Source organism: Akkermansia sp. RCC_12PD (genome assembly GCF_036417355.1).
Taxonomy (GTDB): Bacteria; Verrucomicrobiota; Verrucomicrobiia; order Verrucomicrobiales; family Akkermansiaceae; genus Akkermansia.
In genome coordinates this window covers 2795734-2810450 of the sequence record NZ_CP143889.1, presented here as the reverse complement: position 1 = coordinate 2810450, position 14717 = coordinate 2795734, and the positions used below count along the sequence as shown (strand labels likewise).

The following is a 14717-nucleotide window of genomic DNA, read 5'->3' as shown; positions in this document are numbered from 1 at the left end:
CATGCGTCGTATGAAATCCTTTATATTGCCAGTTATCTGCCTTTGTCTGGCGGTCGGCGGCGTTCTGGGGCAGGACACGGCTCCCGCCTTCCCCGCCAACGGCCCCAATTACCGGATGTTCCCGGCGGACCGGCCGCCGCTGGTCCCCATGCCCCAGCAGGTGAAGTGGAGCGGCAGGGCGGTCCCCGTCCAGTCCGTGCGCATCCAGGCCCCGGCGCCAGCCCGTACTTCCTATCCGGAACAAATGAAGTTTATCGTGTCCGAGCTGAAGTCCTTCCTGGCCGGCCACGGGGTGCAGGTTTCCCAGGAGGGGGCGTTTGCCGTCAAATTCGTGCAGGGAGACGTGAAGGCCGGCACGGAAAATCCCAAATTGAAGGAAGAGGCCTATTCCCTGCGGGTGACTCCCGGCGGGGCCCTGATCACGGCCAGGGACACCAAAGGTTTTTATTACGGACTGAAAACCCTGGAACAGCTTCTTCTGCGCCGGGACGGGAAAACGACGATTGCCGCCTGCGACATCGTGGACTGGCCGGATTTTGAGGTCCGCGGATTCATGAACGACGTGGGCCGTAATTACATGCCGCTGCCCCTGATCGCCCAGGAACTGGACTCCATGGGCCAGCTCAAGCTGAACGTGTACCATTTTCATTTCACGGAGCATCCAGGCTGGCGGCTGGAATCCAAAATTTATCCGGAACTGAACGATCCGAAGAACTTCACGCGCATGCCCGGCAAGTTTTATACGCAGAAGGAGTTCAAGCAGCTGGTGGAATACTGCCGCCTGCGCAATATTCTGCTGATTCCGGAGATGGACATGCCGGGGCACAGCCAGGCCTTCCGGAAGGCGCTCAACGTGAAGATGAGCGATGAAAAGGCCACCAAGGCCCTGGTGGCCCTGATCAAGGAGATGTGCTCCCTGGTTCCCAAGGAAAAGATGCCCATCATCCACATCGGCACGGACGAGGCCCACGGCAAGGACGAGCAGGTGAACGATGACATTCTGAAAGAATACATCCATGCGGTGGAGTCCTGCGGGCGCACGCCCATGAGGTGGCAGCCCGGCCTGAATCCGAAGGGCTATAACGGCTCCATCCAGCACCTGTGGTCCGGACGCCAGAACCGCCGGGCATGGCCTACCGACGGGTCGAAGTATATCGATTCCCTGGAAACCTACCTGAACCACATTGATCCGTTTGAAACGGCCATGACCATGTACTTCCGCCGGGCATGCCCGTTCCAGAATGCTGAAGGGCTGGGCATGATCCTCTGCTCATGGCCGGACCTGGAGATTACGGACCCGCGCAACCAGGTCCTCCAGACGCCCGTTTACGCCGGCATGGCTTTCGTTTCGGAACCCCTGTGGAACAATCCGCATGAAAAGTTTCAGAGGGACCCCAACCAGGACGAGTACATGAAATACTTCTCCAACCTTCCCGTGCAGGGGGATCCGCTCCTGAAAGGCTTTGCGGACTATGAAAACCGCGTGCTCGCCATCCGGGACCGCTTCTTCGTAAACAAGGAGTTCAACTACGTGCGCCAGGCGAACATTCCGTGGAAGCTGTTGGGGCCCATTCCCCACGGAGGGAAGACGGAAACGGAATTTGGTCCGGAGGAAGACGTCAAGAGCGGAAAAATGAAGGATTCCTATGAAATTGGCGGTGTCACCTACACATGGTCCAAGGACGACTACACCGGCGCCACTGTCATCTTCAAGCATTACTGCGATTTCCCGACGCTGTTCAACGGAGCGAAAATGGGGGCCTTCCCGCACAAGAACCATACCTATTACGCGCAGACCTACATTTATTCCCCCAAGGCCCAGACGGTCCCCTTCTGGGTGAGCGGCCACACCTGGGCCACGTCGGACTGGCGCAACGGCCCCGCCAGCGTGCCGGGCAAGTGGTTCCATGCGAATCCCAGGTTCTTCGTCAACGGAAAGGAAATTGAGCCTCCCAAGTGGGCCAGGCCGCGCAATGGCGGCGTGATGGTGGATGAAAACTACCATTTCCGTGAACCTGCCATGATTACCCTCAAGAAAGGCTGGAACCACGTTCTGGTAAAAAGCCCGAACAACAACAGCACCCGCCGCTGGATGTTCACCTTCGTCCCGGTGCAGGTGAATCCCAAAACGCCCGGCTGCAACGTAAAGGAATTCCCCGGTCTGAAATTTTCCACGGACCCAGGCCGGAAACCGTGAAATTCTGAAACAGAGGCGGAAAAGAAAGGCATGGAACCGTTGCGGCTCCATGCCTTTTTGCATGCGGCGTCCGCCGGGAGAAGGCGGAAGGAAAAAGAAGATCAGGGGGAAGGATGGGAAACGGGCGTCCTCCGTTCAGAGCTTCTTCCAGGGCAGGGCTTCCAGCATGCCGTCAAAACCCAGCCCCGTTCCGGCGGGAACGGCTACCTGCGGATTCATGCCTCCCATCTGGTCGATGAACGGATCCGGTTCAAACAGGAGGTGGGTGCACAGGCCGCAGAGCGGAATCTCCGTGGGAAGAGCGTCGCGGTAATAGTCCGCCGCCTGATAAACGGCCCACAACTGCCCCACGGGGTGGTCCATGACGGTGGTGAATACGGGGGGATCATTAAGGTCCCCGGGCGTGGCCTCCCGCGCCGGCTTGACGATACGCGTGACAGGCAGGTCCGCCGTGATGGAGGGCTGGTGCTCTGTGTCTGTTCCCATATCCAGGGCCAGCGGCACGCCCGCATTCACCAGGCGTTCCCAGCCGGGAACGGAGAAGGGGCAGGGGTCTTCAATGAAATCTATCCGGCTCTTGAGGTGGTGCGGCAGGGATTTCCAGAACTGGAGCGCCTCGTTTCCGTCCAGGGAGCCGTTGAAGTCCAGCCGCCAGCGCCAGGAAGGAACCATGGAGGCCAGCATGGTCAGCCGTTCCAGGGCTGCCGCCGGATTGGAGCTTGCCTTGATCTTTCCCGCCTTGAAGCCTTTCGTTTCCATGATTCTGATAGTGGCCGGGCTGACGCAGCTGGGAAGGGTGGCATGGCTGGCCGGAATGTGGAGGCCGGAGAACAGGCTGACGCCGGCGGCGCGCGCCTCCCCGTCCACCTGCGCGCATTCCAGGGCCCGTTTGCCCAGGGGCAGCGGATTACCTTTCCTGAGCGCGTCCAGTTCCTCCTGCAGGGAATGATCCCCCAGCTCCGGCCAGGGCTGGATGCAGCCGTAGCCGCCTTCCTCCGTCCTGATGAGAGCCCCTTTCCTGCATACTTCCGCGGCCCTGGCATTGAGAGGGCCGCAAGCCGTTAAAGAATATTCATAGTAAAACACAATATTCATTGAATCAGCTTTTGGTTTTTTGTCACGATGAAAAGAGGTTTTCACTGGATTTTAGAGGGACAGCGGGTAGGCTGTGCGCATGTCCAGAACATTGGTATTCGGGGCCGGAGGCCGTGTGGGGAGCCGCCTGGTGGAACACCTGCGGGATGCAGGAGCGGAAGTGGTTGCCTGCGGGCGCAATACCTGCGATTTGGAGGACTTGTCCGCGCTGAAAAAATTTCTTCTTTCTTCCGGAGCTACGCACGTCATCAACTGCGCGGCGGTAAGCGGGCTGGAAGCCTGCCTGGACGATCCGGTAACCGCGCACCGGGTGAATGCCATGGCGCCGGAGCTGATGGCGCGCCTGTGCCGCCTGGAGGGCATGCGCTTCATCCACCTGAGCACGGACTACGTTCTGGACGGCCGCCGGCCCGGCCTGAAGACGGAGGCGGACAAATGCCGCCCCGTGAACGTATATGGGGAATCCAAGCTGGAGGCGGAGCTCCGCGTACGGGAGGAAATGCCGGAAGCCCTGGTGGCCCGCGTTTCTTGGGTGTTCGGCAATCCCACCCGCCCCTCCTTCCCGGAGATGATGCTCCGGCGCGCGCTGAACGGGCAGGCCCTGGCCGCCGTGGCGGACAAATGGTCCCTCCCCGCGTGGATTGAGGATTTGTGCGAATGGCTCCGCTTTCTGGCCTATGAGAGCGACGCGGCGGGAATCCTGCACCTGTGCCAGTCCGGGGAGCCGGTCTCATGGCACGGGTACGCGCTGGCGGCCCTGGAAAGCGCGGTGAAGCACGGGCTTCTGCATGAGCTGCCGCCCGTGGCGGAACAAAAGCTCGACGAACAGGCGGGTTTCAGGGATGCTCGGCCCAGGCATACCGCCATGTCCTCCGGACGGCTGGCTTCCCTGCTGGGCCGTCCCGTGAGGCCGTACCAGGAAGCCGTTGAGCTGGCCGTGGCCCGCTATGCCGCAGATCCAACATTTCTTTCCCGCATCTCATGAACGATTCCCACTCTCCCCGCAGCCCCCGCAATCCGCGCGACTCCCGTTCCAAACCTTCCTACAGGGACCGCCGCCCCCCGGCGGGACGTCCGCGCTCCGCGCCCAAAAAGAACCTGTTTGTCAACAAGTCCCCGGAGGGCAGCGAAAGTTGGCTTTCCCCGTGGGTGGAGCTGAAATACTTTACGTACAACCCCGCCGTGTTCCCCCGCATGCTCGGCTCCGTCAGCGGAGAAATAGCACCGGGGAGTCTGGTGCACGTGTACGACAAAAACGGGGAATTGTTCGGCTCCGGCTTCTGGAACGAAACGAGCCGCACCCCCCTGCGCATGGTGTACCACGGCCGCGATGTCTTCGGGGAACTGGAGCTAGATGCCGCTCTGGAACGCGCCGTGAAACTGCGCCGCGATATCCTGCGCCTGGATGAGACGACAAATGCGTACCGCGTGCTGCACGGTGATTCCGACGGTGTGGGCGGCCTGGTCGTGGACCGCTACGCGGACGTTCTGAGCCTGGAAGTAAGCACGCTGGCCGTCTGGCAGCGGCTGGGGCGCTGGCTTCCTCTGCTGCACCGCCTGTGCGGCACCGGAAGGCATGTGATTCAGGCGGACGAGGGAATCGCCCGCATGGAGGGCATCCGCCCGGAAGACGCGCCGGAATCCTCCGCTCCCGTCAAGCTGGTGAAGATTGTAGAAAACGGCATCACGTATGAAGTGGACTTCGCCCAGGGGCACAAGACGGGCTTTTTCTGCGACCAGCGGGACAACCGCCTCAAGTTCGCCTCCCTGGTGAAGGGGGCTACGGTGCTGGACCTGTGCTGCTACAGCGGCGGATTCTCCATTGCCGCCAAGATGCTGGGAGGAGCGGCGGAAGTCACGGGCGTGGACCTGGATGAAAAGGCCATCGCCATGGCGAAGAGGAATGGCAATATCAATCAGCAGCGAATCGACTTCGTACATGCGGACGCCTTTGTCTACGCGCGCCAGATGGTGCGCAACGGACGTCTGTTTGATGCCGTGCTGCTGGACCCGCCCAAATTCATCATCGGCCGTGACGGCTTTGAGGAAGGAATCAAAAAATACCATGATCTGAACATGCTGGGGCTCCAGTGTGTCAGGCCGGGCGGCCTCTTCGTCACCTGCTCCTGTTCCGGACTCCTTTCCCCCTCCGAATTTGAGCAGACCGTCGTCAAGGCGGCCCAGCGGCAGGGGCGCAAACTCCAGATCATGGGCATGACCGGCCCCGGCTGGGACCATCCCTATCTGAGCACCTACCCGGAAGGACGCTACCTGAAAGTCCTCTGGGCCATCGCCCTGTAGAAATGGTGCCGGAAGGGGCAGCACCTTTCCGGCGTCTTGACCGCGCCTCTTCCTCCCTGTTTCCGTGGGGGGAATATGGCAAAGCAAGTATTACAACGGCTCAGTTTCACGGCGGGAGAATTAAGTCCGTGGCTTTCCGGCCGCGCGGACCTGGACCCCGTGGCGCGCGGAGCCTCCCGCCTGACGAATTTTCTGGTCACTCCCTTCGGCGGCATCAGGCGCAGGCCCGGCACGCGCCTGGTCGCCCGTGCCGGCGGCACGGAAGGCATGGTGAGGCTGGTTTCCTTCAAATACTCCACGGGCGTCCAGTTCATGCTGGAGCTGGGCCGCGGCTACGTCCGCTACTTCAAGGACGGCGCGCCCTTGCTGGATACGGAGGGAAATGTCCTGGAAACCGTCTCTCCCTGGAAGAGCGACGTGCAGGTCAGGAACCTCCGGATGCAGCAGTTGAACGACGTGATTTACTGCGTGGAGCCGGAGACTCCCCCCATGACGCTCTCCCGCCATGCCGACGACGACTGGCGGCTGAAGCCTCTGGAATTTTCCGGCATTCCTTACGAAAGCTCCCTGCTCAACTCCGTGAAGATCGAATACCGGGTGTTCTCTTCCGCGGACGGGAACAAGCTGGTGGTGACGGCGGATGAAGACGTATTCACCCCGGAGATGGCGGGCACGGAACACATTCGCATCACCAGAAGGCACGATGAAGGTTTCGCCCGCGCCGACCAGATGCCCCTGTTCCATACCGCGACGCTGAACCAGAACTTCTACAAGGGAGGCACCTTTTCCATGGACGGGAAAAACGGATGGCGGAATGCCTACACCTGCATCCGCCCGTTCAGGAAGGATGTGGACTATGTGGCGGGGAAGAATTCTCCGGAACAGTACACCTCCTTCTTTGAAAAAGGCGCGGATGCCTGCACATACACGTTCGTCAGCGGAGCATGGACGGTGGAAACCACCGGAACATGGGACGCGGAATGGGAGGTGCGCCGGGCGTACCTGGACGGCTCCAACTACCTGCCCAATGAGCCCTCCCTCGTCTGGCACTCCGTCAAGAGCTTCTACCAGAAGGAGGGATTCAGGAACAACTTCGCCCTGAGCGGTAATGAAGAAGGTTTCTCCTTCTACACCCTCCGGCTGATGTCCTATAAAAACGGCTCTTCCACGGGAATTCCGGAACTGCGGTCGGAATCCTGTTCATACGACCATGAATTCGTGGTGGAGGAGTATGTTTCCCCGCGGTGCGTGCATGTGCGCAACGCCCTGCACATGCCGGGCCGCATGCTGTACGACTATGATACCAGCGACTGGTCCTTTGGGGCCTTCGGGATCAGGAACGGCTACCCGTGCACCATTGAATTTTCCCAGGGACGCCTCTGGTTCGGCAGCACTCCGGGCCAGCCGCAGACCCTGTGGGCCAGCAGGGTGGATGACTTTTCCTCATTTATTCCCGGCATACCGGCAGACTCCCCCATGATTCTGACCATGGCGGCCTCCCAGCAGAACAGAATCGCGTGGATATCCTCCCTTCGAGGCCTGATGATCGGCACCAGCGAAGGGGAATGGCGGCTCCGGGCGTCCGACTCCACGGGAATCAATGCAAATAATGCGGAATTCGAACGCCATTCCGGCGTGGGCTCCTCCCTGCTGGACGCGCTGACCGTAGAAAACAGCCTGCTGTTCGTCCAGCAGGGGGGCAGGAAGGTGCGGGAGTTTTTTTATTCCCTGGAGGCGGACGGCTTTCTCACGCGGGACGTGAGCCTTCTTTCCGACCATCTTCTGACGGAGGGCATTGTGGACTGGACCATTCAGCGCAGCACGGCATTTCACGTCTGGTGCGTGCTGAAGGACGGCAGCGCGGTCTGCATGACCCTGAACAGGGAACAGAACATCGTGGCGTGGCATGCCCACCGCCTGGAGCACGGCCGCATTCTGTCCGTGGCCTCCCTGCGGGGTTCCGGGAACACGCAGGATGAGGAAGTCTGGTTCACCGTGGCACGGGGAGAGGGAGAACATGCGTGCATCACGGTGGAATGCATGGCGGAAGGCAACGAATATCTGGACGCCTGCATGGAGGCAGTCATCCGGGATGGCCGCCTTGGCGGGCTCCGGCATCTGGCCGGATGCGAAGCGGTCCTGATGGACGGGAACGGCTCCTGCTCCTCCATCCTGATAGACGGGGAAGGGAATGCGCTGTGCCCGGAAAACAGGGAAGGGGAAACCGTCAGGGTAGGGATGGCCGCCCCGGCCGAGGTGAGAACGATGCCCCTTGAAAGTCTGGAGACGCTCGGCAGGCTGAAAAAACAACTGGGCGCCAGGGCGCTTCTGCATGAAAGCTCCCTGCAATTCCTGTACGGCACGGGGGCTCCCGGCGCGTGGCGGCACTTCCAGCCCGGCAGATATGGAGCGGAGGCTCCGTACTCCGGTTATGTCAGGCTCACCCACAACTACGGTACGGATGAACAGGCTGCGTTCGCCCTCCGTGTGGAGAAACCGGGTCCCTTCAATCTGCTGGCCCTGGTGCTGGACGTGGAGCTATAGCCATCGCGCGGAAGTACACATACGCTCAAAAGAAAAAGCCGGGAGGAACGGGGTTCCCTCCGGCTTTGTCAATTTTGCTGTACGGGGCAGGGCATTCAGGCCTGTTCGGCGGCTTCCTCATGGGAAAGCATGTGCACGATGACCTTGATGCCGTTCTTCTCCCCTGCCGCCTTGGCCAGAGAGCGGATGGCGGAAGCGGTCATGCCGTTGCGCCCGATGATGCGGGCCACATCCGTCTTTTCCAAAATCAGCCGGAAGCGCACGGCGTCGCCCTGGGGGGATTCGGCAACGCGCAACTCCGCCTGTTCCGGATGTTGGACAAATTGAAGGGCAATCAGTTGCAGGTATTGGCGGATTTGTTCTACGGCAGGGTGCATGGAAGGGAAAAGGTTGTTACAATGTTTACTTTACTATAAAACCGCCGGCTTGAAAAGATGCAAATCCCGGCATTCCCCGAAAAAGAAAGTCGCCCCGGTCGTAAAACGACCGGGGCGCCCCAACTACCCTATGAAACTGGGTCCTTGCGAACCCAGAGAGCTTTTTTAACGAGCGCTCACCTGCTCGAAACGCAATATAGGTGAGGAGTGCTGGAGTTACAAGCTTTTTTTTTCATTTAAACGATTGTTTTTTTTGAGAAAAAAACAACGTTGTTGGTTACCTTCAAGGGGAAGAGGGATAGATGTTGTAATTATAACAATATTATCGTCCCGGAAGCAGCTCATAAGTAAAACCCTTAAGGTACTCCGTTTCAGGAATGTTCAGCAGGACAGGATGGTCCGGCCTCTGTCCGTGTTGCTGTATCAGACGCAGGGTGGCTGGGGCGTCTATGGCCGCTTCCAGAATGCTCTCCCGGAACAGGCCCGTGCCGGCATGGTGGGAGCAGCAGAAGGTGGAAAGAATGCCGCCAGGGGCCAGAAGCTTCATGGCGCGCAGGTGGATTTCCTTGTACCCGCGCATGGCGTCATGCACGGATTTCTTGTTTCTGGTGAAGGAAGGCGGATCCAGAATGATCAGGTCCCACTTGTGCTCCCCTCCGTCCCGGACGAGGGCCGCTTCCTTCTTCAGGAAATCGAATGCGTTGTCCGTGACACCCCGTACGGAAACCCCATTCAGGCGCGCGTTGCGCTCCACGGCGTCCATCGCCTCCTGGGAAACGTCCACGGCGGTGACTTCCGCCGCTCCGGCCCGGGCGCAGGCCAGGGCAAAGCCTCCCTGGTTGCAGAAGCAGTCCAGCACGCGGCGTCCGCGCGCCAGGCGCGCCACGGCCGCGTAATTGTCCAGCTGGTCCAGGTACAGTCCGGTCTTCTGGCCCGCTTGCAGATTGATCATGAACTGGATATCCCCGCTTTGCGCGGTAAAGGGCTCCGGCTCCGTACCACGGGCCACGCTGACGGAAGGTTCGATGCCTTCTGCCGCCAGCATGGGGGAATCGTTCCTGACGATGATTCCCCGGGGGGAGAGCAGGTCCTCCAGCACGTTCAGAATGATGTGGAGGCGGCGTTCCATGGCCAGGGTCAGTGTCTGCACCACCAGGTAATCCGCGTAGCGGTCCACGATCAGGCCGGGCAGGCCGTCCGACTCGCTCCAGACGAGGCGCGTGAGCGTTTCCCCCGGCAGGAAGCGGCTGCGCAACTCCAGCGCCTGGCTGATGCGCCTGCTGAAAAAATCCCCGTCCAGCTCCTGTTTGCGGCGGGAAAAGCGCCTGGCGACAATCTGGGAATGGGGATTGAACATGGCGGACCCCAGAAAGCGGTCCTTGAAATCCTTCAGCGCCACCACGTCTCCGGGCTGGGGATTGCCGAAAACCTTGCGGACCTCCGTTCCGTAAACCCAGTCGTGTCCTTGAAAAATGCGTGCCCTTGGTGAAATGATTAAACCTGCCATGTCAGGGACAGGCAATACATGATCGGAAGGGAAAGTGCAAGGGGAATGCGGCGGCCCGGCCGCCCCAGCGGAAGGGCGGATTCGTGCGCCTGCGGGCAGTTCCCTTCTCCCGGCGCGCCACGCGTCCGGAGGTTTTCCGCTCCCTGCTGGCAAAGCGGCGGCTGGAAGTGGAGGGAAGGAGGGAATGGGACGGCGCCCCCGAATGCAGGGGAAAATCCCTTCCCGCCCGGTTCGCCGGGGGGAGCCTTGGCGGTCTTTTCCATTTTAGTGCATCTTTCCGGGACTATTTCTGATTGAATGATGCCGGGGAGCGGAGTAGGATGTGGCGCGTTATGAAAGTAGAAACTTTTGAAACTCCCCAGGATGCTGCCAAATCCTTGGCAAAAGAAGTTGCGGAACTGATCCGTTCCCGCGCCGCCGAAGGCCGGAACGTGGTGCTGGGCCTTGCCACCGGAGCCACACCCCTGCCTTTTTATGCGGAGCTGGTGCGCATGCACAAGGAGGAAGGCCTCTCCTTTGCCAACGTCATCTCCTTCAACCTGGACGAATACAGCGGCCTGGACCGCGACCATCCGGAATCCTACTGGTATTTCATGCATACCAATCTGTTCAACCACATCGACATGAAGCCGGAAAACATCAATCTTCCCTCCGGCACGGTGAAGGGCGACGAAATTGCCGCTCACTGCGCCGCCTACGAACAGAAGATCAAGGATTGCGGCGGTATTGACCTCCAGATTCTGGGCATTGGCCGCACCGGGCACATCGGCTTCAACGAACCTGGCTCCGACGACACCACGATCACCCGCCAGGTGCACCTGGACGATCTCACTCGCTCCGACGCGGCTCCCGCGTTCGGCGGCATTGAGAACGTTCCGACCACGGCCATCACCATGGGCGTGGCCACCATCATGGGCGCCCGTGAAGTGGCCCTGATGGCCTGGGGGGAAAAGAAGGCTTCCATCGTGAAAAAGGCCGTTCAGGGTCCTGTGACGGTGGACGTGGCCGCCTCCTACCTGCAGAAGCACCCGAACGCCAAGTTCCTCCTGGACAAGGGCGCCGCTTCCCAGCTTTAATTTTCCGCTTCAACAACGGCCGCGCCGCCTTTCCCGGTTTCACGGAAAGGCGGCGTTTTTGATGGAATGAGATAGGGCTGCATCTTCTTTTTCCGGCGACATCCCGCCGGAGAAAAATGCCGAGTCTTCGGGCGGCGGGTTCCGCAAATGAAGATTTTGTGTCATTGAGGAAGGGCGGAACAGCCGTAGCTGCTCCGGTGTGCGCACGACGGCAGGCAAAGGATAAAGCCTGTTTTTCCTCTTCATGTCCGGCCCGGCGGAATGGAAGGGAAGATGTGTTTGTGTATCGTGCTGGAAATGAATAGATTTGATAACAGGCAAAGTGTGTTTTCTGTTTGAGGAAGGCGGCTTTGAAGCCCGGAGGCCCCCCGGAATTCCTGTTAAGGATTTCCTTTAAAAGAGGAATGGAAGACTGGCCATTTAAGCGGCGGCGTCTTTTTATTAGGATGAAGTGGCGCATTGACAAGGGTTTCATTTTCCGTGCATGGTTGAAGGTGCCAATAGATGAAAAATAAAATATATCCGGCAGTGTGTAATTCATACTTCAATCAGGAATTACAGATGATGACCGGCAGTTATATAGAACAGGAAAAACAGAGATATGAAACAAATGAAAATATTAATGGTAGTAACCGGAACCGGGATGTTTCCCGACGGAAAACAGGAAACGGGATTATGGCTCAGCGAGCTTACCCACATGTATGACAGCGCGAAAAAGCGGGGATATGACATTGTCATCGCAAGCCCGAAGGGGGGCGACACTCCAGTCGATCCCACGAGTCTGAAAACGATGTACATGGACAAACTGTCCAAAAGCTACTGGGACGATTCGGAATTCCGGGATGTGCTGCGGCACACGAAAAGCCTGGATGAAGTTTCCGGAGAGGTGTTCGACTGCATTTATTTGGCCGGAGGCCACGGCGCGATGTTCGATTTTCCGGATAACGCCGTCCTGCAGGAACTCATCAAAAACCACTATGAACACAATAAAATAGTTGCTGCCATTTGTCATGGCGTATGCGGTTTGTTGAACGTAAAGCTCTCGGACGGACAATACCTGGTAAAAGATAAAAAGGTCACGGGATTCAGTTGGTTTGAGGAAGGCCTGGCAGGAAAGAAAAAGGACGTGCCTTTCGATCTGGAATCCGCGTTGAAGGAACGGCGGGCGGATTACAAGAAATCACTGATCCCGATGATGCCGGAAGTCGTGGCCGACGGAAACCTGATCACGGGCCAGGACCCGTTCAGTTCGGAAAAGATGGCTGAAACGGTCATGGGCCGGTTCAATCAATAGCAGGTGGCGGTGAACGGTATGAATTTGAAAGAAGCCTTGAATTACCGGCGGGCCGTGCGGGTATTCTATTAAGAATAAACAGCTTGCCCCTGAAAAGGTAAAATGCTGCCTGGAACTGGCCGCCCTGGCTACATGCAGTTATGGGAATTCTTCCAAATCACCCTTCCTAAATTGATAGCCCGCATTGCCGGAGCCTGCCTCGGCCAGTCGGCTGCCGCCACGGCTTCGGAAATAGTCGTTTTCGTGACGCGGCAGTACTTGTACCGGCAGCGGGCGCAATCCGTCTTCGCATTCGAGCGTGGAAACATCCGGCGGAACGCATCAGGGACCGGGAGGTTATACTATGGAAAGTTGATGCCGTTCCTTTACGCGCGCCGTAGCGGCGTTTTGGGCGCTTTCCGGTCTTGCTGGCCTGGGGAATCGGCCTTTTCCGCCCCATGATGCGCGAAGTTTCCGAGTGCGATATGCGCGTTACAGTCAACAAGCCATGCGCTCTTGAGCCCAGACGTTTATGATCTCCACGGTCGCAGAAGGATACGATCCCTGCCCGCTGGAGGGATTTGACAGCAAGCGTATGAAAAAGCTGCTGGAATTTCCTTATGGCGTCGGGATCAACATGGTCGTTCCCTGCGGAATACGGGACGGAGAGAAAGGCATCTGGGGCGAGCGGTACAGCATTCCGTTCACTGAGGTGTACCATAGGATCTGATCTGCCGGGAAAGGAAAGTTCGCTCCATTGTGGGGAGGGGGGACCGCCTGTTGAGGCGTTCCGGGGCATGTCATGACTCACGGGGAAAGGGGCTCCGGCTACTTGAGCCATGCCAGGAATTCATGGTTGCCGTCCGTTCCTGTGATGGGGGAAGGCTCGCAGCCCATCCAGCAGCGGTTCAATTCCTCCGTGACAAAGGCGCGTATGGAATCCACTGCGCGTTGGTGCAGGGCCGGGTCCCGGACGATGCCGCCGGGGCCTATGTCTCCCGGCTGGAGTTCAAACTGGGGCTTGATGAGCACCAGGGCGTCACCCCCTTCCTTCAGCAGGGGGAAAGCCGCGGGCAGGATTTTTTTCAGGGAGATGAAGGAGACGTCGGAGACGATCAGGTCCACCTGTTCCCCGATGTCTTCCGGAGTCATGTAGCGGGCGTTGAATTTCTCCTTCACGACGACACGGGGGTCCTGCCGCAGTTTCCAGACGAGCTGGTTGGTGCCGACGTCGATCGCGTGCACCCTGGCAGCTCCGTGCTGAAGCAGACAGTCCGTAAAGCCACCCGTGGACGCGCCGATGTCCAGGCAGACCTTGCCTTCCGCAGAGACGGGGAAGGCGTTCAGGGCGCCCTCCATTTTCAGGCCGCCGCGGCTGACGTAGCGGGGGCGGTTCCTGATGGCAATGTCCGCGTCTTCATTGACCTTGAGGCCCGGCTTGGTGGAGGGGTGGCCTCCCACGCTCACCTCTCCGGCGATGATGAGCCGCTGGGCCAGTTCCCGGGATTCTACGAGATTGCGGGAAACCAGAAGGACGTCGAGTCGTTGCTTGCTCATGATTCGGAAGGAAGGTGCGCACGCAGGTATTTCATGAAACCGCATGCAGAATCAAGCAAAACCGCGCAGCGGCGGCATTTGGGATAAAATGCGGCATGAAAGGCGCTGGAGCATTTTACAATTGATCAGGCGCGGGATTGTATGAGACTGTGCCGCGGAATGGAACACCGCTACAGGCAATTGATGCGCAAGGTCAGGCTTTATCTGCTGACGGAAGTGCGTAAAAAATCGTGGACCAGCCGTTTTCTTTCCGCAAAAATCTTCGACCCGGTCTACTGGTCGTGGACACGGGAATCCGTGGCTACCGGGGCAGCCTGGGGAGCCGCCGCCGCGATTGCCCCGCTGCCCATGCAGAGCCTGTGGGGCGTATTCGCCTGCCTGTGGCGCAAGGGCAACATTCCGGTAGCCATCCTGATGGCCTGGCTTTCCCCTCCCGGCTTTACCTTCTTTGCCATTCCCGCCCAGTGGTGGCTGGGCTGGTTCCTTTTCTCCCGGCTTGGCCTGCCGACTTCCGGCGCTACCTGGAACATGCTGAAAACGGGAGTGGAACAATGGTCCTGGGCTCCGTTTAACGGCTTGGGCATAGGCATGGTTTCCCTGGAATTCCTGACGGGCTGGGCCGTCTCCAGCGTCGTGCTGGGGATGCTGTGCTACGGACTCGTGCAGCTTGGGTGGCGGCTGGGCCTGCTCATCAAGGGCCGGAGCAAGCACGGGAAAGGACGACAAAAAGGCCCGCCCCCCGCATAAGGGCAGGCCCGAATAAAAATATCCGGCAGCACGTCCGAAGAAA

At 59.3% G+C, this 14717-nt stretch carries 13 protein-coding genes and 1 pseudogene; 8 read left to right on the top strand and 6 right to left on the bottom strand.

Translation table 11 applies throughout. From position 1 onward, the window contains the following. The first annotated feature begins 10 nt into the window (after positions 1–10). Positions 11–2197, top strand: coding sequence for a family 20 glycosylhydrolase (locus V3C20_RS11875; protein WP_161981265.1), 2187 nt, complete (start codon positions 11–13; stop codon positions 2195–2197). A gap of 135 nt (positions 2198–2332) precedes the next feature. Here the strand turns inward: V3C20_RS11875 and V3C20_RS11870 are convergent, their stop codons facing one another. Further along, positions 2333–3292: an enolase C-terminal domain-like protein gene (locus tag V3C20_RS11870; protein ID WP_130082737.1), complete on the bottom strand. Its 960-nt coding sequence runs from the start codon at positions 3290–3292 to the stop codon at positions 2333–2335. A 79-nt stretch (positions 3293–3371) separates the two neighbouring features. Here V3C20_RS11870 and V3C20_RS11865 point away from each other — a divergent pair, with 79 nt between their 5' ends. The 3 genes from V3C20_RS11865 to V3C20_RS11855 all read left to right on the top strand — a co-directional run bounded on the left by V3C20_RS11865 (position 3372) and on the right by V3C20_RS11855 (position 8137). After that, positions 3372–4277, top strand: coding sequence for an NAD(P)-dependent oxidoreductase (locus V3C20_RS11865; protein WP_130082738.1), 906 nt, complete (start codon positions 3372–3374; stop codon positions 4275–4277). Next, complete coding sequence (locus V3C20_RS11860) at positions 4274–5593, top strand: class I SAM-dependent rRNA methyltransferase (RefSeq protein WP_192907206.1); 1320 nt, start codon at positions 4274–4276, stop codon at positions 5591–5593. Before V3C20_RS11865 ends, V3C20_RS11860 begins: the two co-directional genes overlap by 4 nt. A 75-nt stretch (positions 5594–5668) precedes the next feature. Continuing rightward, on the top strand, positions 5669–8137 hold the full coding sequence (locus tag V3C20_RS11855; protein ID WP_130082739.1) for a hypothetical protein: 2469 nt from the start codon (positions 5669–5671) through the stop codon (positions 8135–8137). Positions 8138–8232: 95 nt separating this feature from the next. On the opposite strand, the gene V3C20_RS11850 is transcribed toward V3C20_RS11855, so the two are convergent. From V3C20_RS11850 to V3C20_RS11840, 3 genes are all read right to left on the bottom strand, one after another. Then, positions 8233–8514, bottom strand: a complete 282-nt coding sequence (locus tag V3C20_RS11850) for a KH domain-containing protein (protein ID WP_067570394.1) — start codon at positions 8512–8514, stop codon at positions 8233–8235. A 322-nt stretch (positions 8515–8836) separates the two neighbouring features. Then, positions 8837–10021: a class I SAM-dependent rRNA methyltransferase gene (locus V3C20_RS11845; protein WP_130082740.1), complete on the bottom strand. Its 1185-nt coding sequence runs from the start codon at positions 10019–10021 to the stop codon at positions 8837–8839. Continuing rightward, on the bottom strand, positions 10009–10284 hold the full coding sequence (locus V3C20_RS11840) for a hypothetical protein (RefSeq protein WP_130082741.1): 276 nt from the start codon (positions 10282–10284) through the stop codon (positions 10009–10011). Before V3C20_RS11840 ends, V3C20_RS11845 begins: the two co-directional genes overlap by 13 nt. Before the next feature lie 69 nt (positions 10285–10353). On the opposite strand from V3C20_RS11840, the gene nagB reads away from it, so the two are divergent. Next, positions 10354–11097, top strand: coding sequence for a glucosamine-6-phosphate deaminase (nagB, locus tag V3C20_RS11835; protein ID WP_130082742.1), 744 nt, complete (start codon positions 10354–10356; stop codon positions 11095–11097). A 39-nt stretch (positions 11098–11136) separates the two neighbouring features. Here the strand turns inward: nagB and V3C20_RS11830 are convergent, their stop codons facing one another. Beyond that, complete coding sequence (locus V3C20_RS11830; protein WP_130082743.1) at positions 11137–11418, bottom strand: hypothetical protein; 282 nt, start codon at positions 11416–11418, stop codon at positions 11137–11139. Positions 11419–11698: 280 nt separating this feature from the next. Between V3C20_RS11830 and V3C20_RS11825 the strand changes: the two genes are divergently transcribed. Beyond that, positions 11699–12391: a type 1 glutamine amidotransferase domain-containing protein gene (locus tag V3C20_RS11825; protein WP_130082744.1), complete on the top strand. Its 693-nt coding sequence runs from the start codon at positions 11699–11701 to the stop codon at positions 12389–12391. Between the two features lie 18 nt (positions 12392–12409). Continuing rightward, positions 12410–13100: pseudogene (locus tag V3C20_RS13485) on the top strand (nitroreductase family protein). 98 nt (positions 13101–13198) lie between these two features. On the opposite strand, the gene V3C20_RS11815 reads toward V3C20_RS13485, so the two are convergent. Continuing rightward, the gene (locus V3C20_RS11815) at positions 13199–13927 is read right to left on the bottom strand and encodes a TlyA family RNA methyltransferase (RefSeq protein ID WP_130082745.1); all 729 of its coding nucleotides are present in this window, start codon (positions 13925–13927) and stop codon (positions 13199–13201) included. Positions 13928–14068: 141 nt separating this feature from the next. Between V3C20_RS11815 and V3C20_RS11810 the strand changes: the two genes are divergently transcribed. Further along, entirely contained in the window at positions 14069–14674 is a 606-nt protein-coding gene (locus V3C20_RS11810) for a DUF2062 domain-containing protein (protein ID WP_130082746.1), read from the top strand. The last annotated feature ends 43 nt before the right edge of the window (positions 14675–14717 follow it).

Coding starts and splice junctions, on each gene's coding strand:
- V3C20_RS11825 (WP_130082744.1), top strand. CDS start 11,699: ATGAAACAAATGAAAATATTAATGGTAGTAACCGGAACCGGGATGTTT.
- V3C20_RS11855 (WP_130082739.1), top strand. CDS start 5,669: ATGGCAAAGCAAGTATTACAACGGCTCAGTTTCACGGCGGGAGAATTA.
- V3C20_RS11870 (WP_130082737.1), bottom strand. CDS start 3,292: ATGAATATTGTGTTTTACTATGAATATTCTTTAACGGCTTGCGGCCCT.
- V3C20_RS11860 (WP_192907206.1), top strand. CDS start 4,274: ATGAACGATTCCCACTCTCCCCGCAGCCCCCGCAATCCGCGCGACTCC.
- V3C20_RS11875 (WP_161981265.1), top strand. CDS start 11: ATGAAATCCTTTATATTGCCAGTTATCTGCCTTTGTCTGGCGGTCGGC.
- nagB (WP_130082742.1), top strand. CDS start 10,354: ATGAAAGTAGAAACTTTTGAAACTCCCCAGGATGCTGCCAAATCCTTG.
- V3C20_RS11850 (WP_067570394.1), bottom strand. CDS start 8,514: ATGCACCCTGCCGTAGAACAAATCCGCCAATACCTGCAACTGATTGCC.
- V3C20_RS11840 (WP_130082741.1), bottom strand. CDS start 10,284: ATGGAAAAGACCGCCAAGGCTCCCCCCGGCGAACCGGGCGGGAAGGGA.
- V3C20_RS11815 (WP_130082745.1), bottom strand. CDS start 13,927: ATGAGCAAGCAACGACTCGACGTCCTTCTGGTTTCCCGCAATCTCGTA.
- V3C20_RS11845 (WP_130082740.1), bottom strand. CDS start 10,021: ATGGCAGGTTTAATCATTTCACCAAGGGCACGCATTTTTCAAGGACAC.
- V3C20_RS11865 (WP_130082738.1), top strand. CDS start 3,372: ATGTCCAGAACATTGGTATTCGGGGCCGGAGGCCGTGTGGGGAGCCGC.
- V3C20_RS11810 (WP_130082746.1), top strand. CDS start 14,069: ATGAGACTGTGCCGCGGAATGGAACACCGCTACAGGCAATTGATGCGC.